Source organism: Streptomyces sp. YIM 98790 (assembly GCF_011421595.1).
Lineage (GTDB): Bacteria > Actinomycetota > Actinomycetes > Streptomycetales > Streptomycetaceae > Streptomyces.
On sequence record NZ_WTLH01000096.1, the window covers coordinates 1 to 24,343 of the forward strand.

The 24,343-nt window shown below is 76.2% G+C and carries 24 protein-coding genes and 1 other RNA gene; 11 read left to right on the plus strand and 14 right to left on the minus strand.

Annotated elements, in window-relative coordinates; translation table 11 throughout:
• From GQS09_RS16715 to GQS09_RS16735, 5 genes are all read right to left on the minus strand, one after another.
• A partial coding sequence (locus GQS09_RS16715) for an energy-coupling factor ABC transporter ATP-binding protein (RefSeq protein WP_165986968.1) occupies positions 1-819 on the minus strand: 819 nt, incomplete at its 3' end.
• On the minus strand, positions 816-2,015 hold the full coding sequence (locus tag GQS09_RS16720) for a CbiQ family ECF transporter T component (RefSeq protein WP_207957926.1): 1,200 nt from the start codon (positions 2,013-2,015) through the stop codon (positions 816-818). The genes GQS09_RS16715 and GQS09_RS16720, both read right to left, overlap by 4 nt.
• On the minus strand, positions 2,012-2,887 hold the full coding sequence (locus GQS09_RS16725; protein ID WP_243761488.1) for an SCO2322 family protein: 876 nt from the start codon (positions 2,885-2,887) through the stop codon (positions 2,012-2,014). Before GQS09_RS16725 ends, GQS09_RS16720 begins: the two co-directional genes overlap by 4 nt.
• Positions 2,887-4,299 carry a hypothetical protein gene (locus GQS09_RS16730; protein ID WP_207957927.1) on the minus strand — a complete coding sequence of 471 codons (1,413 nt, stop codon included), beginning with the start codon at positions 4,297-4,299 and terminating at the stop codon, positions 2,887-2,889. Before GQS09_RS16730 ends, GQS09_RS16725 begins: the two co-directional genes overlap by 1 nt.
• Before the next feature lie 377 nt (positions 4,300-4,676).
• Entirely contained in the window at positions 4,677-5,324 is a 648-nt protein-coding gene (locus GQS09_RS16735; RefSeq protein ID WP_165986972.1) for a TetR family transcriptional regulator, read from the minus strand.
• 305 nt (positions 5,325-5,629) lie between these two features.
• On the opposite strand from GQS09_RS16735, the gene GQS09_RS16740 reads away from it, so the two are divergent.
• Genes GQS09_RS16740 through GQS09_RS16750 form a run of 3 tightly spaced genes read left to right on the plus strand, consistent with a single transcriptional unit; the run spans position 5,630 to position 8,830 of the window.
• Complete coding sequence (locus GQS09_RS16740; RefSeq protein ID WP_399552538.1) at positions 5,630-6,988, plus strand: glycosyltransferase family 4 protein; 1,359 nt, start codon at positions 5,630-5,632, stop codon at positions 6,986-6,988.
• A 4-nt stretch (positions 6,989-6,992) separates the two neighbouring features.
• A complete protein-coding gene (locus tag GQS09_RS16745; protein ID WP_165986976.1) occupies positions 6,993-7,748 on the plus strand; it encodes a class I SAM-dependent methyltransferase in 756 nt (251 codons plus the stop codon).
• Positions 7,745-8,830, plus strand: a complete 1,086-nt coding sequence (locus tag GQS09_RS16750) for a prenyltransferase (protein WP_165986979.1) — start codon at positions 7,745-7,747, stop codon at positions 8,828-8,830. The genes GQS09_RS16745 and GQS09_RS16750 overlap by 4 nt, the downstream gene beginning before the upstream one ends.
• 231 nt (positions 8,831-9,061) lie before the next feature.
• Here the strand turns inward: GQS09_RS16750 and GQS09_RS16755 are convergent, their stop codons facing one another.
• From GQS09_RS16755 to GQS09_RS16765, 3 genes are all read right to left on the minus strand, one after another.
• On the minus strand, positions 9,062-9,895 hold the full coding sequence (locus GQS09_RS16755) for a DUF5336 domain-containing protein (RefSeq protein WP_165986980.1): 834 nt from the start codon (positions 9,893-9,895) through the stop codon (positions 9,062-9,064).
• Between the two features lie 181 nt (positions 9,896-10,076).
• Positions 10,077-10,736 (minus strand): class I SAM-dependent methyltransferase, encoded by a 660-nt coding sequence (locus tag GQS09_RS16760; protein WP_165986982.1) that lies wholly within the window; start codon positions 10,734-10,736, stop codon positions 10,077-10,079.
• A 239-nt stretch (positions 10,737-10,975) separates the two neighbouring features.
• Positions 10,976-12,418: a hypothetical protein gene (locus tag GQS09_RS16765; protein WP_243761490.1), complete on the minus strand. Its 1,443-nt coding sequence runs from the start codon at positions 12,416-12,418 to the stop codon at positions 10,976-10,978.
• 366 nt (positions 12,419-12,784) lie between these two features.
• Between GQS09_RS16765 and GQS09_RS16770 the strand changes: the two genes are divergently transcribed.
• The 3 genes from GQS09_RS16770 to GQS09_RS28665 are packed head-to-tail and all read left to right on the plus strand — an operon-like array spanning position 12,785 to position 15,671.
• A complete protein-coding gene (locus GQS09_RS16770; RefSeq protein WP_165986984.1) occupies positions 12,785-13,720 on the plus strand; it encodes a Nif3-like dinuclear metal center hexameric protein in 936 nt (311 codons plus the stop codon).
• A complete protein-coding gene (locus tag GQS09_RS28660; protein WP_207957932.1) occupies positions 13,717-14,460 on the plus strand; it encodes a zinc ribbon domain-containing protein in 744 nt (247 codons plus the stop codon). Before GQS09_RS16770 ends, GQS09_RS28660 begins: the two co-directional genes overlap by 4 nt.
• On the plus strand, positions 14,457-15,671 hold the full coding sequence (locus tag GQS09_RS28665; RefSeq protein ID WP_313896174.1) for a bifunctional RNase H/acid phosphatase: 1,215 nt from the start codon (positions 14,457-14,459) through the stop codon (positions 15,669-15,671). The genes GQS09_RS28660 and GQS09_RS28665 overlap by 4 nt, the downstream gene beginning before the upstream one ends.
• 27 nt (positions 15,672-15,698) lie before the next feature.
• On the opposite strand, the gene yaaA is transcribed toward GQS09_RS28665, so the two are convergent.
• Positions 15,699-16,505: a peroxide stress protein YaaA gene (gene yaaA / locus GQS09_RS16780; protein ID WP_165986986.1), complete on the minus strand. Its 807-nt coding sequence runs from the start codon at positions 16,503-16,505 to the stop codon at positions 15,699-15,701.
• Positions 16,506-16,710: 205 nt separating this feature from the next.
• Here yaaA and rnpB point away from each other — a divergent pair.
• An RNA gene (rnpB, locus tag GQS09_RS16785) (RNase P RNA component class A) lies at positions 16,711-17,119 on the plus strand.
• A gap of 170 nt (positions 17,120-17,289) precedes the next feature.
• On the opposite strand, the gene GQS09_RS28670 is transcribed toward rnpB, so the two are convergent.
• Positions 17,290-17,784: an NUDIX domain-containing protein gene (locus GQS09_RS28670; protein WP_313896175.1), complete on the minus strand. Its 495-nt coding sequence runs from the start codon at positions 17,782-17,784 to the stop codon at positions 17,290-17,292.
• Positions 17,781-18,527 carry a helix-turn-helix transcriptional regulator gene (locus tag GQS09_RS28675; protein ID WP_313896176.1) on the minus strand — a complete coding sequence of 249 codons (747 nt, stop codon included), beginning with the start codon at positions 18,525-18,527 and terminating at the stop codon, positions 17,781-17,783. Before GQS09_RS28675 ends, GQS09_RS28670 begins: the two co-directional genes overlap by 4 nt.
• 213 nt (positions 18,528-18,740) lie before the next feature.
• Between GQS09_RS28675 and GQS09_RS30420 the strand changes: the two genes are divergently transcribed.
• Genes GQS09_RS30420 through GQS09_RS16800 form a run of 3 tightly spaced genes read left to right on the plus strand, consistent with a single transcriptional unit; the run spans position 18,741 to position 19,632 of the window.
• Positions 18,741-18,872 (plus strand): hypothetical protein, encoded by a 132-nt coding sequence (locus GQS09_RS30420; RefSeq protein ID WP_279577753.1) that lies wholly within the window; start codon positions 18,741-18,743, stop codon positions 18,870-18,872.
• Positions 18,869-19,297, plus strand: coding sequence for a hypothetical protein (locus GQS09_RS16795; RefSeq protein ID WP_165986988.1), 429 nt, complete (start codon positions 18,869-18,871; stop codon positions 19,295-19,297). Before GQS09_RS30420 ends, GQS09_RS16795 begins: the two co-directional genes overlap by 4 nt.
• Positions 19,294-19,632, plus strand: coding sequence for a hypothetical protein (locus GQS09_RS16800; protein WP_165986990.1), 339 nt, complete (start codon positions 19,294-19,296; stop codon positions 19,630-19,632). Before GQS09_RS16795 ends, GQS09_RS16800 begins: the two co-directional genes overlap by 4 nt.
• Before the next feature lie 141 nt (positions 19,633-19,773).
• On the opposite strand, the gene GQS09_RS30705 is transcribed toward GQS09_RS16800, so the two are convergent.
• The 3 genes from GQS09_RS30705 to GQS09_RS16815 form a co-directional block, all read right to left on the minus strand.
• Positions 19,774-20,613, minus strand: coding sequence for a peptidoglycan-binding protein (locus GQS09_RS30705; RefSeq protein WP_165986992.1), 840 nt, complete (start codon positions 20,611-20,613; stop codon positions 19,774-19,776).
• Between the two features lie 60 nt (positions 20,614-20,673).
• The gene (locus GQS09_RS30710) at positions 20,674-21,624 is read right to left on the minus strand and encodes a peptidoglycan-binding protein (protein ID WP_165986994.1); all 951 of its coding nucleotides are present in this window, start codon (positions 21,622-21,624) and stop codon (positions 20,674-20,676) included.
• A gap of 179 nt (positions 21,625-21,803) precedes the next feature.
• On the minus strand, positions 21,804-22,934 hold the full coding sequence (locus tag GQS09_RS16815) for a peptidoglycan-binding protein (RefSeq protein WP_165986996.1): 1,131 nt from the start codon (positions 22,932-22,934) through the stop codon (positions 21,804-21,806).
• A 553-nt stretch (positions 22,935-23,487) separates the two neighbouring features.
• On the opposite strand from GQS09_RS16815, the gene GQS09_RS16820 reads away from it, so the two are divergent.
• On the plus strand, positions 23,488-24,162 hold the full coding sequence (locus GQS09_RS16820; RefSeq protein WP_165987000.1) for an HAD-IA family hydrolase: 675 nt from the start codon (positions 23,488-23,490) through the stop codon (positions 24,160-24,162).
• Positions 24,163-24,343: the final 181 nt, after the last annotated feature.

Here is a 24,343-nt window from a genome sequence, read left to right on the forward strand (position 1 = left end):
GCGGGCGGCGAGCCGCTCCCGCAGCGGCGCGGCCCGCCGCCGCGCGTCCCGCACCGACAGCGGCAGCGGCGACCACCCGGCCAGCCGCCCCAGCGCCACCACCGGCGGATACACCGGCGACCGGGCCATCAGCTCGGCCGGCTCGCCCAGCACCGGGACCTCGCCGGCACCCGGCAGCAGCAGCACCTGGTCGGCGTACTGCACCACCCGTTCCAGCCGGTGTTCGGCCATCAGCACGGTGGTGCCCAGGTCGTGCACCAGCCGCTGGAGCACGGCCAGCACCTCCTCGGCGGCCCCCGGGTCCAGCGCCGAGGTGGGCTCGTCCAGCACCAGCACCCGCGGGTGGGTGGTGAGCACCGAGCCGATGGCCACCCGCTGCTGCTGCCCGCCGGACAGCGCGGCGATCGGCCGGTCGCGCAGCGCGGCCAGGCCCAGCAGGTCGAGGGTCTCCTCGACCCGGCGGCGCATGGTGGCGGGCGGCAGGCCCAGGGACTCCATGCCGTAGGCGAGTTCGTCCTCCACCGTGTCGGTGACGAAGTGGGCCAGCGGGTCCTGGCCCACCGTGCCGACCACGTCGGCGAGTTCGCGCGGGCGGTGGGTGCGGGTGTCACGGCCCGCCACGGTCACCCGGCCGGCCAGGGTGCCGCCGGTGAAGTGCGGCACCAGCCCGGAGACGGTGCCCAGCAGGGTCGACTTGCCGGAGCCGGACGGGCCGACCACCAGCACCAGTTCGCCCTCGGGCACGGTGAGGTCGACGCCCTGGACGGCGGGCCGGCCGGCGCCCTCGTAGGCCACCGACACCTGGTCGAAGCGGATCATCGCGGACGGTCTCCGGTACTGCCGGGGGAGGAAGCGGACGAGGGGGACGGCGGAGGAACGGGAGCGGCGCCGGGTACGGGCCCGGGTGCCGGGGCGAGGACGGCGGGCAGCAGGCCGAGCAGCACGATCCCGGCCGCGGTCCACAGCGGGAACGCGGGCGCGGTCAGCGGCACGGCCGGCGGAGTGACGGCCGAGGGGGCGGTGGCCGCGGCCCGGATCAGCACCCCGGCCACGGCGGCGCCGGAACCGGCGACCGCCCAGGCCCGCCAGCCCCAGCGGTCGGGACGGTAGCGGCTGCGCACGCTGCGCCGCCCGCCCAGCCGCAGCCCGGCCAGGGCGGCGGCCACCCCGAGCAGCAGCACCGGCAGGCCCAGGGCCGCGCCCTCGGCGGCCAGCAGCGCGTACGTTCCCGCGCAGACACCGAGCAGCCCGCCCAGGGTGAGGGCGGTGGTGGCGCGCCGGACGGAGGGCGGGACATCGGCGGTGCGGCCGTAGCCGCGGGCGTCCATGGCGGCGGCCAGGGCCACCGAGCGTTCCAGCGCGCTCTCCAGCACCGGCAGCGCCACCTGGAGCACCGAGCGCACCCCGCGGTCGGCCCGGCCGCGCAGCCGGCGGGCGGCGCGCAGCCGCAGCACATCGGCCACCAGGTGCGGGGCGAAGGTCATGGCGACGACCACGGCGACTCCGGCCTCGTAGAGCGCGCCGGGCAGGGATTTGAGCAGCCGGGCCGGGTTGGCCAGGGCGTTGGCGGCGCCGATGCAGATCAGCAGGGTGGCCAGGCGAAGGCCGTCGGTGAAGGCGAACATCAGCGCCTCGGCGGTGACCCGGCCGCCCAGCCGGACGCCCTGCGCCCAGTCGGGCAGCGGGACTTCGGGCAGGACGAGGATCACGGTGGTGCCCCCGACGGGCGAGCCGAGCAGCAGCGCGAAGCACAGCCGGAGCAGGACCACGAGGGCGCCCAGCAGCAGGAAGAAGCGGAAGGCCCGTGCCCAGGGGGCGTCGGTGCGGCGGGCGGCGACCACATAGCCGGCCACGCTGATCAGCAGGGCCAGCAGCAGCGGGTTGGTGGTGCGGGACGCGGCGGCGGCGAGGCCGAGCGCCCACAGCCACCAGGCGCCGGCGTGCAGGGCGGTGGAGCGGGTGGCCCTGGGCGCCCGGAGGGAGTCCAGGGCCGGCCGCGTGTGCCGGGTGTTCATGACGAGGCCGGCGGGCGCCGGCGGGCCCGCCACACCGCGGCCGCCGCGAGCAGCGCGACGACCCCGGCGCCGGTCCATACGGCCGCCGGGCTGCCGTCGCCGTCGCCGCCCCCGGTGCCGGAGGTGTCCCCGGACGGCTCCCCGGCGGGCGTCCCGTCGGGCTCCCGGTCGGTCTCCCCGCCGGGGCGTCCGGTCTCCGGGTCGAGGGCGACCTGCTCGCCGCAGCCCCGGGCCGGGTAGCCGGCGATGGCGCACAGCAGCGCCTCGGAGTTGTAGCGCAGCGGCGGGGCGGCGGCGGCCAGCGCCTCGGCGGCGGAGGCGCCGTCGTCGATCACCGCGCACGCGGTGCGCGGTGAGCCCGCACCGTCCGGGGGCCGCTCACCGGCCGGGGCGTCCTCCTCGGTGCCGAAGTCGATGACCAGCGCCACCCTCCGGCTGCCGTCCCCGGGGTCCGGGGTGCCCGCGCAGACGGTGCCGAAGTCGTCGGTGCCGCGCGGCCGGTGGGCGTCGGCGGCGTCGACGCTGACGGCGAAGCGGAAGCCGAGCACCTCGCCGTCGGCCGGGCGGTAGGTGCCGGGCCCCTGGGTGGCGTACTGCCAGGTGCCGGGGGCGTCCGGGTCCTGGTGCCAGAACGACCAGTAGCGGTATCCGGTGGTGTCCGGGTCCGCGGCCTGTGCCGGGCCGCCCGCCGCGCATACCGCGGCGAGGGCGGCGGCGGCCGCCGCGCCGCTTCGGCGCCGCAGCGGCGCGGTTCCCGGCTCCGGTTCCCGGCCGGAGCCGGGAACCGGAGCCGGGAGGGCGGGAAGGCCCGCGGAGGACCGGCGGGGCATCCGGCGGGGCGCCCGGCGGGGCATCCGGCGAACGGGACGCATCAGGACTGCCGCTCCGGTCCGTCGCCTCCGTCACCGTCACCGTCACCGTCGCCTGCGCCGTCGCCTGCGCCGTCGCCGCCGGTACCCTTGTCCGGCCGGCGGCGCAGGGCCAGCAGCAGGCCGAGTCCGGCACCGGCCAGCAGGCCCACGCCGACCAGCCACCACAGCGAGCCGGAGTCCTCGTCCGCCACGTCCTCCCGGGCGTTGCCCGGTGTGCCGTCGCCGTTCCCGTCGCCGTTCCCGTCGCCGGTGCCCTTGCCGTCGTCCGTGCCCGCGCCGTCCGACGCGCCCTCCAGCGGGGTCTGCGGCTCCGGGCCGAGCGCGGCCAGCGCGGCGATCAGATCGGTGCCGCCGAAGTCGCGCGGGTCGGCGCCCGCCGCGTGCGCGGCCAGGGCCAGCGCGGCCAGCGCGGTGGGGTTCTCCCGGTGACCGGCCCACTCGCCGTGGTGCTGCTGGAGCCACTCCACCGGCCCGGCCGTCTCGGCCGCGAAACCGCCCGCGGCCAGGGCGAGGACGGCCTTGGCCGTGCCGAGGTAGTCCGGGGAGCCGTCGGTGAGGTCGTTGTTCAGGTGCTGCCCGCCCGCGGCGAGCCTGGCCGCCAGGTAGGCGGCGCCCGCCTCGGCATCGGCCCGCGGGGCGTCCTCGTGGACCGCGGGCGGGTCGCACTCCATGGGCCGCGGCGCGGCGCCGGACTCCTCCCCCGGCGTCACCAGCAGCCCGCTGCCGGAGGCGGCGAGCACCGCGTCCACCGTGGCCAGGTCGTTGGCGAACAGCTCGCCGTCCGCCTCCGGCTGCCAGGCGAAGGCGCCGCGCTGCGACGCGTCGGCGGTGCAGTCCAGTTGGAGGGCGCCCAGCGCGTCCGGCGAGCTGCCGATCTCCTCCTGGTAGGCGGGGTCCTGCACCGAGGCGAAGGCGCCCAGCACCACGGCGGTGGAGTTGGCGTCGGTGGCGTCGCCCGGGGTGTAGGGCCAGCCGCCGTCCTCGTTGCGCACGTCCAGCAGCCACAGCAGGGCCTCCGCCACGGCCTCCTCGTGCCCGCCCAGCGCGGCCAGGGCCTGGATCGCGGCGGCGGTGGCGTTGGTGTCGCGCACCGTGTCCTGCCCGCAGGGCTCCTCGGTGCCGGCCCGGTAGGTGGGGAAGGCGCCGTCCTCGCACTGCTGGCCGGTGAGCCAGTGCACGGCCTCCTCGCCCGGGGTGATGCCCGCGCTGTGCAGGGCGAGCAGCGACCAGGACTGCCGCCAGACGCCGTCCCAGGTGGCGTCGCCGTCCCCGTACAGGCCCTCGGTGGCCGATCCGTGGGCGGACGCGGACGGGAGGGCCGGTCCGGCGACCGGCAGCAGGACGGCGGTGGCGGCGGCCACGGCCAGGCCGGCGGCTGTTCGGCGGGTGCGCGGGGCGCGCGGGGTGTTCATGGTCGGTGGTTCGCCTCTCCTGTGGTGGGCAGTCAGGGCACGGCTGCCCGCCACGGCGCGGCGAGGCGCGGTGACGGCAACCGGCTCAGCTCCGCATTCCTCGACGGTGCCGGCCGCCCGGCGGCGGCCGGCGAGCCAGTGCGGCCCGCGGGCGGTGGTCCGGCTCCGGGGAGCGCCGCGGTGGCGGCCGTCCCCGTCACGGGATGGGGGCACCTCCCATGACGAAGGAATGGGGGAGGATCAGCGCCGGAGTCGCACCGGCTTTCCCCGCTCACGGGCTGGTACTGCTGCTGCGCAAGGTAGCCCCCACACGATAGCCGCCGCCCTCGCGGGCGGGCACGGGGCCTTCCGGACCCCTCCCGCCGGGGGCGCGGGGCTCAGCCCGGCGGCGGCCCGGGCGCCGCGGCCAGCCGGCACACGGTCTCGATGTCGGCCTGGGCCTCGGCCAGCGAGATCTGCCCGGAGAGCCAGCTCACCAGGGCCGCGTGCCAGGTGTGCTGGATCACCCGGACGGTGCTCAGCCGCCCCGGGATCTCCTCCTCGGCCAGGCCGGAGGCGTCCAGCAGGATCGCGGTGGTGAGCCGGAAGACGGCCCGCACCTCGTCACGCGCGGAGCTGTCCGCGAACAGCAGGGCCCGCATCATCGCCTCGGCGAGCCGCGGGTCGCGCTGGTGGGCCCGGAAGGCGCGTTTGAGGGTGTGCACCAGCCGTCCGGCCGGGTCCGGTTCGGGCAGCGGGCGGTCCCGGAGATTGGCCCGCAGCTGTTCCAGCTGGTCGTGCAGGACGGCCACCAGCAGGTGGATCTTGGAGGGGAAGTAGCGGTAGAGGGTGCCGAGGGCCACCCCGGAGGACTCGGCGACCTCCCGCATCTGCACCGCGTCGAAGCCGCCGGCCGAGGCGAGGCGGGTGGCGGCGTCCAGGATGCGCCGGCGGCGGGCGCGCTGCCGCTCGGTGCGGGCCGGGCCGGGGCCGGGCCCGTCCCGCCGCTCGTCCTGCTGGCGCTGCTGGTCCTGCGTGGTGGTCATCGCACTGGTGCTCCGCACGCACACTCGCTTCGGGCCGGTCGTCCGGGCCACGGCGGGCCCGGGGTGGAACACGTTGCAGCTTAGTTCGCGCTCCGTACCGGCGGGAACCGGCGCACTGGTCCCCCGCCCGGCCCGCCGTGGCGCGCGTCACCCGGCGGCGGATGCGCACAATGGCACCCGGGCCGGTATCGTCATATCGACCTTACCGGCCAGTAGCACCACCCATTTCAGAACTTGTTCTATTTGGAATCGAGCGGTTACGCTCCAGCCCACGCGTCGTCAGAAGGGAGCCGGGCGTGACCGCAGTGGCAGACGAGGACGCGCCTCTGCGCATCGCGCTCCTGACCTACCGGGGCGATCCCTTCTGCGGCGGACAGGGCATCTACATCCGCCACCTCTCCCGCGAACTGGCCCGGCTCGGCCACCGGGTCGAGGTCATCGGCGCGCAGCCCTACCCCGAGCTCGACCGGGTGACGGACACCTCCCCCCGGGCCGGTGCCGAGCCGCCCGGCAGCCTCACCCTGACCCGGCTGCCCAGCCTGGACCTCTACCGCCGGCCCGACCCCTTCCGCACCCCGCGCCGCGACGAGTTCCGGGACTGGATCGACGTCCTGGAAGTGGCCACCATGCGCACCGGCGGCTTTCCCGAGCCGCTCACCTTCTCGCTCCGCGCCCGCCGCCATCTGGCCGCCCGCCGCCACGAGTTCGACGTGGTGCACGACAACCAGACACTGGGCTACGGCCTGCTCGGCGTCCCCCGCCTGGGCCTGCCGCTGGTCACCACCGTGCACCACCCGGTCACCGTGGACCGCCGCCTGGAGCTCTCCGCCGCCACCGGACGCGGCCGGCGCCTGTCGCTGCGCCGCTGGTACGCCTTCACCCGGATGCAGAAGCGGGTCGCCCGCCGGCTGCCCTCGGTGCTCACCGTCTCCGAGTCCTCCCGGCGGCAGATCCTGGACGACCTCGCCGTGCCCCCCGGGCGGGTGCACGTGGTCCCGGCCGGCGCCGACAGCCGGGTCTACCGGCCCGACCCCGCCACCCCCGAGATCCCCGGCCGCATCATGACCACCTCCAGTGCCGATGTGCCGCTCAAGGGCCTGGTGTACCTGGTGGAGGCGGTGGCCAAGCTCCGCACCGAGAACCCCCGGGCCCACCTGCTGGTCGTCGGCAGGCGGCCGGAGCGGGGCCCGGTGGCGGAGGCGCTGGAACGCTTCGGCCTCGGCGACGCGGTGGAGTTCGTCAAGGGCATCAGCGACGAGGAACAGGCGCGGCTGCTGCGCGGCGCCCAGGCCGCCTGCGTGCCCTCCCTCTACGAGGGCTTCTCGCTGCCCGCCGCCGAGGCCATGGCCACCGGAACACCGCTGGTCGCCACCACCGGCGGCGCCATCCCCGAGGTCGCCGGCCGGGACGGCGAGACCTGCCTGGCGGTGCCGCCCGGGGACGCCGCCGCCCTGGCCGCCGCGCTGGGACGGCTGCTCGGTGACCCGGACCTGCGCGCCCGGCTGGGCGCGGCCGGCCGGGAACGCGTGCTGCGCCGCTTCACCTGGGAGCAGGCCGCCCGCGGGACCGTGGAGCACTACCGTGCGGCCCTGGCCGCGCAGGCCGGCCGGCGGCGGCCCCGGCCCGGCCCCGCCGCACCGTCCCCCACCGAGCGAAGGAGCTGACCGCGTGCTGACCGTGGACTTCACCCGCTTCCCGCTGGCCCCGGGCGACCGGGTCCTGGACCTGGGCTGCGGCGGCGGCCGGCACGCCTTCGAGTGCTACCGGCGCGGTGCCCGCGTGGTCGCGCTGGACCGGAACGCCGAGGAGATCGCCGAGGTCGCCCAGTGGTTCGCGGCCATGGCGGAGGCCGGTGAGGCCCCGCCCGGCGCGAGCGCCGAGGCGGTGGTCGGCGACGCCCTGGCGCTGCCCTACCCCGACGGCCACTTCGACGCGGTCATCCTCTCCGAGGTCATGGAGCACGTCCCGGACGACAAGGGCCTGATCGCCGAAGCGGCCCGGGTGCTGCGTCCGGGCGGCCGGATCGCGGTCACCGTGCCGCGCTACGGGCCCGAGAAGGTCTGCTGGTGGCTCTCGGACGCCTACCACGAGGTGGAGGGCGGGCACATCCGCATCTACCGGGCCGGCGAGCTGCTGGCCCGCATCCGCGGGGCGGGACTGCGGCCGTACGGCAGCCATCACGCCCATGCCCTGCACGCCCCCTACTGGTGGCTGAAGTGCGCCTTCGGCGTGGACAACGACAAGGCCCTGCCGGTGCGCGCCTACCACCGCCTGCTGGTCTGGGACATCGTGAAGAAACCGCTGCTGACCAGGGTCGCCGAGCAGACGCTCGACCCGCTGCTGGGCAAGAGCTTCGTGGCCTACGCCACCAAACCCCACCGCACGGCGCCGGTGGCGGCGGCGGGTGACGCGGAGCCGGCGTGACCGTTCCCGAGCACACCGCGCGCCTCGCCCTGCCCGGCGTGCTCACCGCCGAGCAGGCCGCCCGTACCGTGGCCGCCATCGCCGCCCTGCAGCGCGACGACGGTGCCATCCCCTGGTTCCGGGGTCACCATCTCGACCCCTGGGACCATGTGGAGGCCGCCATGGCCCTGGACACCGCCGGCGAGCACACCCGTGCCGCCGCCGCGTACCGGTGGCTGGCCGACCACCAGAATCCGGACGGCTCCTGGTACGCCGCCTACACCGACGGCGATCCGGACCGCCCCTGCGACCGTGGCAAGGAGACCAACTTCTGCGCCTACGTGGCGGTCGGCGTGCTGCACCACTATCTGGCCACCGGGGACGAGGTGTTCCGCCGCCGGATGTGGCCCACGGTCGGCCGCGCGGTCGGCTTCGTGCTGCGGCTCCAGCAGGAGGGCGGGGAGATCGGCTGGCGCCGGGACGAGACCGGCAGACCGGTGCGCGAGGCGCTGCTGACCGGCTCCTCCTCCGTCTACCAGGCGCTGCGCTGCGCCCTGCGGCTGGCGGACCTGGAGGGCGAGCCGCAGCCCGACTGGGAACTGGCGGCCGGGCGGCTCGGCCACGCGGTCGCCGCCCACCCCGAACGCTTCCTGGACAAGTCCCGCTACTCCATGGACTGGTACTACCCCGTGCTGGGCGGGGCGGTGCGCGGACCGGAGGCACTCGCCCGGCTCACCGCACGGTGGGACGAGTTCGTGGTCCCGGGTCTGGGCGTGCGCTGCGTGCTGCCCAACCCGTGGGTCACGGGCGGCGAGAGCGCGGAACTGGCGCTGGCGCTGTGGTCCGTGGGCGACACCGGGCGGGCCACCGAGATCCTGCGCTGGATCCAGCACCTGCGCGCCGGAAACGGCCTGTACTGGACCGGCTACGTCTACCCCGACCGGGCCGTGTGGCCGGAGGAACTGACCTCCTGGACCGCCGGATCGGTTCTGCTCGCGGTGGCCGCGCTGACCGGCGACCACGCCACCCGCGAGGTCTTCGGCGGCCTGCGCCTCCCGTACGGCCTCGCCCCCGACTGCTGCGCCGACCGCCAGCCCCGCTGATCCGCGGCCGCCGCGCCCCACTGCCGGACCGGGCGGCCGCCCGGGCTGCCGCTGCCGGACAGCGCCGCGGGGCGCGGCCCGGGGCTCCTGACGGTCCGGACCACGCCCCGCGGGCGTGCTGCTGTGCCGCTATGACGTGGTGATGTCGCGGCGTTGTGATGTCGCGGCGTTGTGGCGTGGTGCCGGTTCCCGGCCGGTGTCCGGGCGGCGGGACCGCCGCACCGGGGGGACTCAGCCGCGCTGGATACCGGAGGTGTCCTGGAGCACGCCGCGGCGGCCGTCCTGGGTCTGCGCCACCAGCGTCTGGCCGCGCTGCTCGACCGCCAGGTACCAGGTGCCCGGGGTCAGCTCGGCGATCGGGGTGGGCGAGCCGTCCTCCCCGTACAGCGGCCGGGCCACCGGCACCGCGAACCAGAACGGCTGGAAGTTGGGGTCGGCCGCGGCGGCGGGCTGCGGCTGGGCCGGCTGCTGGCCGTACTGCGGCGCCGGCTGGCCGGCGAACTGGGTGGGCGCGGCGGCGTTCGGGTCCGGCGCACCGGCCCCCGGGCCGGGGTAGCCGTAACCCGGCTGCGGCTGGCCCGGCTGCTGGCCGTAGGGGGCCGCCGGCTGCGCCGGCCTGGCCCCGGCGGTGAGCAGCGGAGCCTTCAGCGCGGGCACCATCGGCGTGGCGGCGGCGGCAGCGGCCAGCACCAGGGCGGCGATGAAGCCCAGGATGATGCCGGCGCCGTTGTCCACGCCTTCCACGCCGCCGACCAGGGTCCAGAAGCCGGCCCAGCAGGACGTCACCGCCAGCGCGATGCCCCACTGGTCCAGGCGGAGACCGAGAAACTCCTTGCTCTGCACCGGCGGGGGAACGAAGCGGGAGGCCACGATCAGACCCGCGCCGATGATCCCGGCGAGGAACACGGAGGGCAGAACGGGGAACCAGTCGGAGGACCAGCCGTTCCACTCCTGGCCGCCGAAGTCACCTTCGACTTCACGGAGATTGAGGAAGGAGGCGATGAACAGCAGCACCGCTGCTCCGATTACTGCTGCGTCGCCTCGGGTGAGCGAGCGGTTGTTCACATCAGTTCCTTCGTCGGTATCGTCGGTCGGTCTGTCATGCTCCGGCCCGTCCGGGACGGGCCCCATCGTACGGACGAACTTCCCGGTGGTCCCGGCCGATAGGCGCGACTGTTGCCCAGGCGACACGCTTGTGATGCCGCCGTGACGTTGCTCCGCACCGGGCCGGACATGTCCGTACTCCTCACTGTCCGGGAGCCGTCCGCCGCAGCACCCGCAGCGAGCCGGTGACCGAAACCTCGGCGAACGCGCCGGAGGTCACTGCCCGTTGCCAGATACGGTACGGCGCCTGCCCGCCGTCGGCCGGGTCGGGGAAGACGTCGTGGACCGCCAGCAGCCCGCCCACGGCGAGCTGCGGCACCCAGCCGTCGTAGTCGGCGTTCGCGTGCGCGTCGGTGTGGCCGCCGTCGATGAAGACCAGGCCGAACCGGGTGCCCGGCCCGAACACCGCGGCGGCCCGGGGCGAGCGGCCCACCACGGCCACCACGTGCTCCTCCAGGCCCGCGGCGTGCAGGGTGCGGCGCAGGAACGGCAGGGTGTCCATGGCGCCGGCCCCGGCGTCCCACAGCTCCTTGTCGTGGTACTCCCAGCCGGGCTGCTGCTCCTCGCTGCCCCGGTGGTGGTCCACGGTGACGGCCACCGTGCCCGCCCGGCGGGCCGCCTCGGCCAGCAGCAGGGTGGAACGCCCGCAGTAGCTGCCGATCTCCAGCAGCGGCAGCCGCAGTCCGCGCGCCGCGTCCGCCGCGGCGGCGTACAGGGCGCGTCCTTCCTCGGGGGGCATGAAGCCCTTGGCCGCCTCGAAGGCGGCCCGGATATCCGGCGGCGGCGCCTCAGATGTCGCCATGTGTCCCCCTGTGCTCCCCGTCGTCCCCGTTCTTCCTGCCGGTTCCTCCCACCGGCGCCCCGGCGGAAGGTGCCGTGGGCGGCGCATCGATGCACACTCTGCCCTATCGGACCGACACGGGTACAGCCGGGGGTGAAGTGGCGCGGCTGCCTGCCGCCGCGCGCGGCGCCGGCACACCACCGGAGACGGCCCCGGTCCACCGCCCCGGGCGCCGCCGTGCGCCGCCCGGGGCGGGCGGCTCAGGCCCGGGCGAGCGGCGCCTGCTGCAGCGGAACGGGCTTGCACACCGCCTCGGCCGGCTCGCCCCGCCCGCCCCGGCCGCCCGGCGCGGAGCCGGAGGACGAGGGCCCGGCAGCGGAAGCGGAACGGGACGGGGAGGCGGAAGCGGAAGACGAGACGGAAGAGGACGCAGAGGACGACGCGGAAGACGCGGAAGACGCGGAAGACGCGGAAGACGCGGAAGACGCGGAAGACGCGGCCCCCGCCGGCGGACCGGCATCGCCGGAGGCCGCCGGGGCGGGACGCGGCGGCTGCGGCGCGGGAACCGGGACGGCCAGCCGGGTCAGCCCGCACGGGGTGTGCGCCGTGGCGTACGGCAGCCGCAGCTCGCCCTCGGCCGTCCACAGCGCGCAGCCCGGCAGCCAGCCCTCCGGCGGGGCGAAGTGCTGGAGCTCGCGCTGCTGCGGACGCCACACCGCCACCCACTCCCCGGCCGGGCCGGTCATCCGCAGCGCCACCCCGCAGCGCTCGGGCAGCAGCGCCTGCCCGGGCTGCACCGCGATCGGCGTGATGCTCAGCCCGTCCGGGTGCAGGGCTTCGGGGAACCGCACCGGCCGGTGGCTGCCCAGCACGCCCCAGCCGATCCGGTCCGTGCCCGGGGCGTCGGAACACACCAGGAGCAGCCCGCTGTCCGGATCTGCCAGCAGCAGCCGGTCGTTGCTGTGCTCGGTGATCTGGAGCAGCGGCCGGGGCTCGCCGCCTGCCTCGACGTCCACGGTGACCGCGCCGACCCTGCCGTCCGCGCCCGTCCGGTCCAGGGCCAGCAGCCGCCCGGCGCGGTCCAGCCAGGCGCCGCCGGAGCAGCTCCCGGGGATGCGGCCGACCAGCTCCGGGCCGAACGCCCCGCCGCAGACCAGCCACAGCCCGGTGTCCGGCCCGTCCGGCACCAGGGCGTACGCCCGGCCGCCGTCCGGCACGGGCGGCAGCAGCTCCACCCGCTCGCCCTCCAGTGCGCCCAGCGGGAGTTCACCGGTCTCCGGGCCGGAGGGGTACACCAGGGAGAAGTGGTGCCGGCCGTCGGCCCGGCGGCAGAGCAGCACCCGTCCGTCGGCCAGCGGCGAGACCTGGGTGTCCGGCTCCTCGGGCTGGGCGCAGGGCAGCGGCACCGCGTACGGCTCCGGGCCGTCCAGCGTCCACCGCTCGGCGTGCCAGCCGCCGCCCTCCCGGCCCTCCTCGGGCTCGGCGCCCGCACGGCTGACCAGGCGGGCACCGTAGGCGCCTTCGGCGGTGACGGTCAGCGGCCCGCCGACCGGGCCGCCCCACGGCGGGCCGGACGGCGGCGCGCCCTCCCGTACCGGCGCCCGGACCTCACCGGTGGCACGGCCGGTGATCTGCTCCGCGCGGCCTGCGTGTTCTGCGCGGTCTGCGTGCTCTGCGTGCTCTGCGGGGGGTCGTGCGGTCATGGGGCATGACGTTAGATTCGCACGGTCAACCGGACAACTCGGGTCCCCGCGCTTCACCGTTAAGAGTGACGCATGCCCCATTCCCCGGCGCCCGACGCCCGGACTGTGCTGTTCCCCACGGCGGTTGGCGGCGACCGGCGGCGACCGGGGAAGCCGGACGGAACGGACCGCGGCGGTCCGGCCGCCCGGAGCGCCGCCCGCCGCCCGCCGCCCGCCGCCCGGGAACGGTACCCGACGCGTGCGCCACGCGCGGACGGGCAGGGCATCGCGGCCNGGAACGGTACCCGACGCGTGCGCCACGCGCGGACGGGCAGGGCATCGCGGCCCGGGGAGGCCGAACGGCCTCGGAGAGGTAGCCTGATGCCCGTGCCCGTACTTTCGGATGTCATCAGCGCGCTGGACGGTCTCTGGCCTCGTGAACGGGCCGAGGACTGGGACGCCGTCGGGCTGGTCTGCGGCGATCCGGCCGAGCCGGTCGAGCGGGTGCTCTTCGCCGTCGACCCGGTGCAGCGGATCGCCGACGAGGCCGTGGCGCGCGGCGCCCAGCTCCTGGTCACCCACCACCCGCTCTATCTGCGCGGCACCACCACGGTGGCCGCCGACGGCTTCAAGGGCCGTGTGGTGCACACCCTGATCCGGCACGGCATCGCCCTCTACGTGGCGCACACCAACGCCGACCGCGCCGATCCCGGGGTCTCCGACGCCCTGGCCGGCGCGCTCGGTCTGCGCGTCACCGGCCCGCTGGTGCCCGACCCCGACGACCCGGCCGGCCGCCGCGGACTGGGCCGGATCTGCGCCCCGGCCGCGCCGCTGCCGCTGGCCGAGCTGGTCCGGCTGGCCGCCGCCCGGCTTCCCGCCACCGCGCAGGGCATCCGCGCGGCCGGCGACCCGCAGCGGCTGATCCGCAGCGTGGCGGTGTGCGGCGGTTCCGGCGACAGCCTGTTCCCGGCGGTGCGCAACGCCGGTGCCGACGCCTACCTCACTGCCGATCTGCGGCACCACCCGGCCTCCGAGGCGCGGGAGGCGGCCCGCTTCGCCTCCCCCGGCGCCGCCGCGGGTGACGGCTCCGGCGACGGCGGTGCGGAGGCCGGGCCCGCGCTGCTGGACGCCGCGCACTGGGCCACCGAATGGCCGTGGTGCGAGCAGGCCGCCGCGCAGCTGGACGCGGTCTCCGACCGCCACGGCTGGCAGCTCCGCACCCATGTCTCGCGCCAGGTCACCGACCCCTGGACCGCGCACGCGGCCTCGGCCCCCGACGCTTCCACCACCCCGTCCCTCGCCCCCTCAGGAGCCCCCAACTGAACGCCGCGCCCGCCGACCAGATCCGCCTGCTGGACGTCCAGGACCTGGACGTCCGGCTGACCCAGCTCGACCACCGGCGTACCACGCTCCCCGAGCACGCCGAGATCCGCGCCCTGGAGTCCGAGATCGGGCAGCAGCGCGACCTGCTGGTCGCCGCGCAGACCGAGGAGAGCGACACGGCGCGCGAGCAGACCAAGGCCGAGCAGGACGTGGAGCAGGTGCGCACCCGTGCCGCCCGCAACCAGCGCCGCCTGGACTCCGGGGAGATCACCAGCCCCAAGGACCTGGAGAACCTGCAGAGCGAACTGGTCTCGCTGGGCCGCCGCCAGGACGACCTGGAGACCGTGGTCCTGGAGATCATGGAGCGCAACGAGGCCGCGGCCGAGCGCGCCAAGGAGCTGGGCGCCGCGGTGGCCGGCCTGGAGGACAAGCTCACCGAGGCGGTCGGCCGCCGGGACGCCGCGCTGCGCGAGATCGACCAGGAGGCCGAGCAGGTGCGCGGCCGGCGCGCCGAGGCCGCCGGCGGCATTCCGGACCCGCTGCTGAAGCTCTACGACCGGCTGCGCCGGCAGTACGGCGGGGTGGGCGCGGCCCGGCTGCACCAGAAGCGCTGCGAGGGCTGCCGCCAGGAGCTGGCGCTCACCGAGCTGAACGAGGTGCGGCAGGCCCCGGCCGACGCGGTGCTGCGCTGCGGCAACTGCAGCCGCATCCTGGTGCGTACCCCGGAGTCCGGCCTGTGAGCTCGGCGCCGCTCCCGGCCCCGGCCCCGGGCGGGCGCGGCCGTGAGCTGATCGTGGAGGCGGACGGCGGTTCCCGGGGCAATCCGGGCCCCGCCGGATACGGCGCGGTGGTGCGGGACGCGGCCACCGGGCAGGTGCTCGCCGAGACCGCCGAGTACCTGGGCCGGGCCACCAACAACGTGGCCGAGTACCGGGGGCTGATCGCCGGCCTGCGGGCCGCGCACGACCTGGACCCGGAGGCGCTGATCAGCGTACGGATGGACTCCAAGCTGGTGGTGGAGCAGATGTCCGGACGCTGGAAGGTCAAGCACCCGGACATCCGGCCGCTGGTGGTGGAGGCGCGCTCGGTCCATCCGGCGGGCGCGGTCCGGTACGAGTGGATTCCGCGGGAGCGGAACAAGCACGCCGACCGGCTGGCCAACGAGGCGATGGACGCCGGCGGCCGCGGCCGGGAGTGGCGCCCCGAGACGCCCCCGGCCCCGGCACCGGCCGGCCCTGCCGTGGCCCCGGCGCCGCCGGGGGTGCCCGCCGCCGAGGCGGTGCGGACCCAGGGCTGGGGGGCGGCGGCCGCCACCCCGTCGACCTTCGTCCTGCTGCGGCACGGGGAGACGGCACTGACACCGCAGAAGCGGTTCTCCGGCAGCGGCGGCGCCGACCCGGAGCTGTCCGACACCGGCCACCGGCAGGCCGGGCTGGCCGCGGAGGCGCTGGCCGCCCGGGGCACCGTCCAGGCCGTCCTCAGCTCCCCGCTCAAGCGCTGCCTGCAGACCGCGGAGGCGGCCGGCAACCGGCTCGGCCTGCCGGTGCAGGTCGAGGAGGGCCTGCGGGAGGCCGACTTCGGCGCCTGGGACGGCCTGACCTTCGCCGAGGTGCAGGAACGCCACCCCGACGATCTGGCCGCCTGGCTGGCCTCCCCCCGGGCCAGGCCGACCGGCGGGGAGAGCTTCGCCGCCGTGGCGCGCCGGGTCACCGCGGCCCGGGACCGCATCCTGGCCCGGCACGGCAGCATGACCGTGCTGCTGGTCACCCATGTGACGCCGATCAAGACCCTGATCCGGCTGGCGCTGGGCGCCCCGCCCGAGGCGCTGTACCGGATGGAGCTGTCCGCGGCGTCCCTGTCGGCGGTCGCCTACTACCCGGACGGCAACGCCAGCGTGCGGCTGTTCAACGACACCTCCCATCTGCGGCCCCCGCCCGGCGCGGTCGGCTGACCGGCCGCCGGGCCCGCCCCCGGGCGGCTACAGCTCGGTGACGACCACGTCCAGCCGCCGTGCCGTGGCGCCGCTCCCGGCGCCCGCCCCGCCCTCGACACGGTGGCCGAGGGAGCGCAGGACGTCCGCCAGTTCCTCCGGGGTGGCCGGATCGGCGCCCGACTCCAGCAGCGAGCGCACCATCCGCCCCTTGGTGGCCTTGTTGAAGTGGCTGACCACGCTGCGCCGCTCCACCCCGTCCACCAGCCGGGAGTGGAGCACCCGCACAGTCACCGTGCGCCGGGCCGCCGCGCTGCGCGCCGCCGGTTTCCACAGCGCCGCGTACGCCGACGAGCGCAGGTCCAGCACCAGCCCGTCGCCCGCCGCCTCCGGCAGCACGGTGCCCAGCGGCCCGCGCCAGTGCCCGGCCAGCCCGCCCAGGGCGGGCAGCCGCACCCCGCCCGGGCAGCGGTAGGAGGGCACCCGGTCGGTGATCCGCAGCGCGCCCCACAGGCCGGAGAAGACCAGCAGCGACCGCTCGGCCCGGGCCCGCGCCTCGGGCGGCAGCGAGGCGAGGCCCAGCGCGTCGTAGAGCACCCCGGTGTAGAGCCCGGCGGCGGGCAGTGCCGGTGCGGTGCGCAGCGCGGCGTTCTTGGTGATCTCCCCGCTCTGCCGCTCGCTCAGCCCCAGCACCTCGCGGGCCTTGACCTGGTCCGCGGAGCACAGCGCGATCAGCTCGTCGAGCACGGCCTCCCGGGCCGGGGTCAGCCCGGGCAGGGACAGGGCGGCCAGATCCAGCGGCGCCCCGCCCCGCGGCTCGGCCTTGCCCTCGGACGGCGGCAGCAGCACCAGCACTCGTGTCCACTCCTCTTCCCGGTCGGGCCCGCTCCGGCCCCCGGGCCCGGCGCGTTCCCGGCCCGGTGGCGGCCGGGCCCGGGGCGCGGAGGGGGCACGAGGGCGGGCGGACCCGTGTCATCGCCTGCGGTCCCGGCCCCAGCACCCTACGCCCGGCGCCCGGCGCGGAGCGCGGCGGCCGCCCCGGTACCATGGACAGCGCAGACGAGCCGGGCGGGCGGTCGCGTCGGGACGCATCGGCGTCCCGCCGAGGAACGTCCGGGCTCCACAGGGCAGGGTGGTGGCTAACGGCCACCCGGGGTGACCCGCGAGACAGTGCCACAGAAAACAGACCGCCGGGGTCCGTCACAGGACGCCCGGTAAGGGTGAAACGGTGGTGTAAGAGACCACCAGCGCCCAGGGTGACCTGGGCGGCTCGGTAAACCTCACCCGGAGCAAGGTCAAGAGGGGCCGTCGGCAGACGGCCCTGCGCGGACGTTCGAGGGCGGCCCGCCCGAGTCCGCGGGTAGACCGCTTGAGGCTGCCGGCAACGGCAGTCCCAGATGGATGGCCGCCGCCTCGGCCGGCCGCGAGGCCCCGAGGCACAGAACCCGGCGTACAGCCCGGCTCGTCTGCACCATGCCCGAAGTCCCCGGCCCGCCCCTGGCCCCGGCACGGGGACCGCCGAGGTGGCGCCGGGGTGACGGAGTCCCTCGTCGTGCCGTGCGGGCCCTCCCCGGACGCCCTCGCCGCCGGACTCCCCGGCGTCGCCGCCACCGACCGCGGCGGACTCCGCTCACCGCCCTCAGGCAATGTACGGCGCCCCGCCCGCCAGGCCATGCCGGATACGGACCATGAGCGCCGGGTGGATCGGCAGGTCGGCCAGCTCCTCCTGCCCGACCCACCGCACCTCCTGCGCCTCGTCCGGCTGCGGCACGATCTCGCCGCCGGCGGCCCGGCCCCGCACGCAGATGTTGATGGGCTGCCGTACCTCCAGCACCTCCGAATGGTGCATGTACGCGATCACGTGCTCCGGCGTGGAGAACACCCCCACGAGCCCGTCGATCTCGATGTCGAGGCCGGTCTCCTCCCGGCACTCCCTGATCGCGGCCTGCCCGACGGACTCGCCCTTCTTCACCCCGCCCGTGGGGATCGTCCACAGACCGTTGTCCACCCGCTTCAGCAGCAGCAACCGCCCGGCCTCGTCGCGGACGAACGCGGACGCGGACGTCTTACGGGACGTCGGGGCCGGGGCGTTGGGGTCGCGCCAGTAGTCCACCCGGTGCGTGGCTCGCTTCACGACGGCACCTCCTGCGCCAGCATGGCCGGCCGGGCCGATGCCCAGACCCGCTCGTAGGACTCCATGTAGGTGTTGAAGAACGCGCCGTCCATGCGGCGCAGCCGGAGCACCGGCGTGCAGGCGGCCAGCACCCCGTAAGCGTGGACATTGACGAGCATGTCGTCGTCGAACCGGTAGATGCTGTTGTACAGCGGGGTGTCGTGCAGCCGGATCTCCACCGTCTCCGGCATGGCCTCCCCGTAGTAAGCCAGGACGGCGGCGACCCGGCCGGCCACTCCACCGCCGATGCGGTACTCCTGGTCGCGCGCGGCGAGCTGGGAGCCCTGGGGGTCGCCCAGCAGCAGCCGGACCCGGACTCCTGCGGCGGCCTTCTTCGCGAGGGTGGGGATCCACTCGGGGTGCTCCTCGGTGAGGAACAGGCCGGCAAAGGCGATCAGGTCCACGTTGCGCTCGGCGCCGCGCAGCAGTTCCATCCAGGTGTGGCGGGGAACAAGGCTGCGCCTCGGGTAGGTAGCGACGAGTTCGGCGCCGGTGAGGGACGCGGAGTCGACGGCGCTGGGCCACAGGTAGGACTCGTCTTCGCCGAGGATGGCAGCGACCCGGTAGCGGGTGCGGGGGTGAGGGATGGCATTGCCGCTGATCCAGCGCTCGACAGACTTGGCCGACACTTCTGCTGCTTCGGCAAGGGAGTTCAGGTCGTGCCCTGCGCGATGCATGGCGTGCCGTAGTCGTTCGTTTGCCACGGCAGCCATGGTGCCATTTGCAGACACCTCCGCGCGGCGGCGTGGCGGGGAAATGTCGGTAGGTGTCTAGCAGTGGCGATGCACTGTCCGTCGCTGCGCGGAATCCTAGCGTCATGATCCCGCTGAGTGTCCGGAATCGGCTGGTACCGCATGTGACCACTTCACCCACGCCGATACGGAACTGCGCCGGCACAGGCCGCGGAGGTGACGGCCGTGACTGACGTGTGGGACTGGCCAGTGGGGACACCGTGGTGGCAGACCGTCCCGATCCAGGACCCGGCTGCTGAGCCGAAGGACTACGAGCAGACCAGCGACGAACCCGCCGACGGGGAGGAGCAGCAGTGACCTCCCCTGTATGGAGAGTGCGTGACTGGCTGGCGCCTGGCCGGTCCCCGCGCTGGGACGAGCGGGCGGTGCCGCTGCCCGTCCCCTCCCACTGGGAGGCGGTGCACGTCCCCGACGCCGACCCGATCCTCGCCGCGCTGGAGGTGGAGTTCCTGGACGGGCCGGTGTTCCACCGGCCGGCCGTGGGAGACGCCTACGTCCTCGTGCCCCCCGGTACCCACGGGCACTGGGACGTCGAGGGCTCCCGCATCGTGCACCATGGCCGCGGCACGAACCTGCTGTGCGTCCCCGACCCCGCCCGCACCGAGCCCGGCCCCGACGGCTGGCCGTACTGGCCCAGCCCGCCCCGGTTCGAAGGCGACGGCCGGGTGCGGCTCGCCGATCCGGAGGTGCTGCGCCGCATCCTCATCGGGGCTTTCCGGTGACCGCCGCGATCGGCCCCGCCGCCGGGCCCGAGACCGAGGCCGCGGTCGACTGGACCGGGCTGCGCGGCACCCTGCATCTGGACCAGATGCGGGGCCTGGCCTGCGCCTGGTGCGCCCACATGTTCGGGCCCGCCTGCCGGATGCAGGAAGCCGGACGGTGGCACGGCATCCTCGACCGCGAGTGCACCCTGTGGGCATGCGCCGACCGGCAGGCGTGCCAGGCCCGGTGGGAGGCCCGGCAGGACATGAGTGCCGCCCGCATGCGCGCCGCCCTCACCGTCGCGGCGCCCGCTCCCCCGGCAGGGGGCGGCGCCGGCCGCCTGCCACACGGGTGAGGGCGCAGCCGGCCCGCGCCGCACCCGTGGCGGGCCGGTCAGTCCTCCTCCGGCCCGTCGTGCCGCATACCGGCCCTGCGCCGATCCGCGGGAAGGAGGGGAATCCGGTCAGCGCGGTACCGCTGTCCTCACACGGGGCCGTTACGAGGTGGAGTGCTCGGCGAGGCGGGTCCGGGTGTGGGGTCCGTAGACGCCCTTGTCGTCGCCCTGCACGCCGTACCAGTTCTGGAACTTGATGACGGCGGCCCGGGTGTTGCTGTCGTAGACGCCGGTGATCCCGCCGTCGTAGATGTTGGGGATCTGCTCCAGGCGCCGCTGGAGTTCCTCGACGGCCGGGCCGCTGTCGCCCTTGCTGAGCACCGGGACCGGGCCCTCGGAGCTCGGTTCCGGCGTCGGTTCGGGGGTGGGCTCCGGAGCGGCGGTCGTCGGCTCCGGGTCCGGTCCGGGGTCCGTGGAGGGCGGCGGGGGATTCTCCGTCTCCGCCACAGGCTCCGCGGGGGACTCCGAGGAGCCGGGGGACGGGCTCTGCGCGCCCTCGGCCGTGGGTTCCGGCCGCGGCTCCTCCTCGCTCTCCTCGTCGTCCGCGCGGGCGAGGCCGCCGTCGGGCAGGGCGACGGTCGGGTCCGCGTTGCGGTCGTCGGTCTCCGGTCCGCCGCCGGCACCGCCCAGCATGGCGATCAGCAGGGCGGTGCAGCCGACCAGGACGGCCACCGCGCCACCGGCCACCGCGGCGATCAGCGCGGGGCTGCGGGGGCGGGCGTGGGCCGGCCTCGGGGGGCGGTCCAGCAGGACCAGCGCGCCGTCCTCGCGTTCCTGGAAGAGTTCCAGATCGGCCGTGGCGGCGGCGGTCTCGCCGGGCTCGGACACGGCGTCGGTGGTGACGAATATCCGCGGCAGGGGCCGGGTCACGCAGTCGCACTCGGGCCAGCCCTGCGGTCCCGGGCCCGTGCCGCACTCGGCACAGTGGGGTCCTGTGGTCACTCCGGGCTCCCCCCTTCCGCACGTTCGCCGGTGATTATGCCGCACGGCCGCCGGCCGGTCTCAGCGGCCGCCGCCGTCCCGGTCTCCCCAGCCGCCTCCGTCGCCGTCCCGGTCGCCTCCCGGTTCGTCGGTGTACGCCTCCAGGCGCTCCCGGGTGCGGGGGCCGTACACGCCGGGCTCGTCACCGTTCACCCCGTACCACTGCTGGAAGCGGAAGACGGCCTCCTCGGTGTCCCGGTCGAACTCGCCGCTGATCTCGTCCCGGTACATGTGCGGGATCTGGCTGAGCCGGCCCTGGAGCTCCTCGACCTCCGGGCCGCTGTCGCCGCGCCGCAGCACCGGGGGCTCGTCGGGCTCCTCCCCGGGCGGCGGATCGTCCGGCCCGGCGGTCGGGGACGCGGGGGTGGGGGTGGGAGTGGGCGACGGGGAACGGCCGGGGTCGGACTCCGGGCCGGGCGAGGTCTCCGGCCCCGTCTCGGTCGCGCCGGGTGAGGGGGACTCCGGCGTGGGGGACGCGGAAAGCAGTTCCTCCTCCGGGGAGGGGGAGTCGACCTCCTCGGGCCCGGGGTTCTCGGCCATGCCGCCGTCGGGCAGGGCCAGGGAGGGTTCCGGACGCGCGGTGTCCTCGGCGCGGTCGGTGCCGCCTCCGCCGGTGCCGCCGATCAGGGCGCTGACCGCGGCGGTGCAGCCCATGACCAGGCCCACGGTGCCGCCGGCCAGGGCGGCGACGCGCAGCCGGCCGCGGCGGGCGCTGCGTTCCGGCTCGGGGCCGGTGCCGGGGACAGGGGCCAGCACCAGGGTGTCGTCCGCGCCGCCCGCACCGCCGGCGCCGCGTCCGCCGGTCTCGGCGAACAGGGCGAGATCGGCCGGGTCGGCGCGCCCGGGCCGGTCGTCGGCGGCGACGGTGCCGAAGAGCGACCCCGCCGCGGCGGGGGGCGGCGCCGCGCCGGGGCAGCCGCCCGGGCAGTCCGGCCTGCCGCAGGCCGTGCATGCCTCTTCGGTGTCCGCCACGGTGGGTCCCTCCTCCACAGGTGGTGGCAGCGATTATTGCGCAGCGCACCGAACGCCTCCGCGGGCCGGGCGGGGGCGTTCCAAGGGCACTACGGGGTGCGGCCGTTGCCGGTTCCCGGGTCGGGACGGCGCGGGGCGGTCGGGCGGCGGGCGCCACCCGCACCGGGCGGGCCCCGGGATCAGGAGTAGCTGGTGTGCTGCTCCAGCACGGCACGGGTGTTCGGGCCGTAGACGCCCCAGGCGTCGCCGCGGATTCCGTACCAGAGCTGGAAGGTGCTCACGGCGGACTCGGTCTGCCAGTCGAACACCCCGGCCGGGACGTCGACATACCGGAAGTACCACAGCACCTGCCGCAGGCGGTCCTGGAGTTCGGTGACCTCGGGGCCAAAGTCGCCCTCCTGCAGCGACATGACGGTGGTCCCGCCGTCCGTCCCGCCGTCGCCGCCTCCGCCGGTGGTGCCGTCCCCGCCTCCGCTGCCGCCGTCGTCGTGCGGGTCGCCGTCGGGGTCGTCCTGGTCGCGGTCGCCGTCCTGGTCGGTGCTGCCGCCGCCGGTTCCGGTGCCGTTGCCCTGGTTCCCGCCGTTGCCGCCGGACTGGCGGCCGTTCACCGAGGGCCCGTTGCCCTCGTCGGGCCGCGGCGCCGCGGGGTCGGCCACCTGGCTGCCGCCGGAATCGTCCGCGGAGGGCCGGGCGGCGGGCTCGGAGTCCGGTTCCCCGGCCGCGGGTTCCCCGGCCGCCGGCTCCTCGGCTTCCGGCTCCTCCTCGGTCGCCGGGTCGACCAGTTGCTCCTCCGGCTCCGGGGACCGCCACTCCTCGCCGGCCGCGGTCAGGCCGCCGTCCGGGAGGGTGAGGGCCCGGTCGTCCTGCCGCCGGGAGTCCTCGCTGCGCTGGCCGGCGGCGCCGCCGAGCAGCGAGGTGGCCAGCGCGGTGCAGCCCATGACCAGCGCGGCGGCGCCGCCGGCCAGCGCAGAGGTGCGGGCGCGGCTCCGGGGGCGGGCGTGTGCGGGGCGGGGCCGCCGGGAGAGCTCAAGGGCGGTGCCGGGGCCGGCGGCGGACGCCGGGGAGTCTGCGGCATCCGCGGCATCCGTGGCGTCCGCGGGCTCGGAGAACCGGGCCACGTCGTCCGGGTCCAGTGAGGGCAGGGCCCTGGCCTCGCCGAGGGTCACGTAGATCCGTGGCATGGAGGGGGCCGTTCTGCCGCAGTCGCAGCCCGGGTGACCGTCCGCGCCCACGGCTGTGCCGCACTTCGCGCAGTGCGCCGCGCCCTGCATCTCCGGCACCTCCCCCTTGGCATGGGCCTCTTGGAACATCTGTGACGCGATTATGCACCACTGTTCGACCGGTGTCCCCGGTATGCGGGTATGCCCCACGGGAGGAATCGCAGCATACGGACAAGATGGGCGAACGAATCAGGCCACGGACGGGCCCTGCCCCTGGCGGCCTCCCGCCAGGGGCACGAGGCGGAGGTGACCGAACAGCCGTCCCGGGGGCGCAGGGAGGCGCTGCCGGAGCTGTCGCCGGGCTGAGCGCGGACCGGCGCGGGATCGCCCGGTGGGCCGGGCGGGGGCGCGACGGAGGTCGCCCGGGTGGAGACGGCCGGTCGCGGCTCCGGGTCCGGGACGGCGCGCCGCGGCGGCGGCTCTCCGCGGCGGCAGCGGGGCGTCACGCCGCGTCGGGCCACTGCTCGGGCAGGGTCGGGCGGATGTTCACCGGGGGCGACTGGCACATCCCCGCTCCGATTTTGTATCGTGTGAGAACAAAGTGGCTCCGCCCCACAAGCCCCGACCACAGGCGGGCGGAGCCACTTGCCCGTGCCCGCCCACGGCACCCCGCCCACAGCCACCGCACCGCCAGGAGCGTCCGATGTCCGCACCGCCCGAGCTGACCGCCCATGCCGTGCTGCTGGACATGGACGGCACGCTGGTCGATTCCCATGCCGTGGTCGAGCGCGTCTGGCGCCGCTGGGCCGAGGCCCACGGGCTGGACGGAGACCACGTGATGAGCGTGGCACACGGCCGGCAGGGCCACGCCACCATGGCGGAACTGCTGCCGGAACGCCCGGCGGAGATCAATCTCGCCGAGAACGCCCGGATGCTCGCCGACGAGCGGGCCGATCTGCACGGCGTGGTCGCGGTACCCGGTGCCGCAGCCCTGCTGGCCGCCCTGGACGGCTTCCCGCACGCCCTGGTCACCTCGGCGGACGCCCCGCTCGCGGAGGTGCGGATGGCCGCCGCCGGACTCCCGCTGCCCCGGCTGCGGATCACCGCCGAGTCCGTCAGCGCCAGCAAGCCCGATCCGGAGGGCTTCCTCAAGGCGGCCGCCGAGCTGGGCGTGGCGCCCGGACGCTGCGTGGTCTTCGAGGACTCGGCGGCCGGGGTCGCCGCGGCCCGCGCGGCCGGCATGCCGGTGGTCGGCGTCGGCCGCACCGCCGCCGGGCTCGCCCCCGACCTGGCCGTGCCGGATCTCAGCGGGCTGCGGGTGACACCCGCCGACGGCGGCACCGCGCTCCGGATATCCGTCTCCGCCGCCTCCGGCTGACCCCGCCCCAGGCCCCGGGCAGGGGCCGGCCGCGGCGTTCCCTTTCCTCCCCGCCCGGGTGACGCCCCCGAGCCGGCCGCGCCCCCGCCCGGCACTCCCCCGCCGCCCGGACCGGCGGCAGCACGCCGGTGCGATGCCCCGGCAGCATGGCATCGCGCCCAAGCGGCGTACCGCCGGCCCG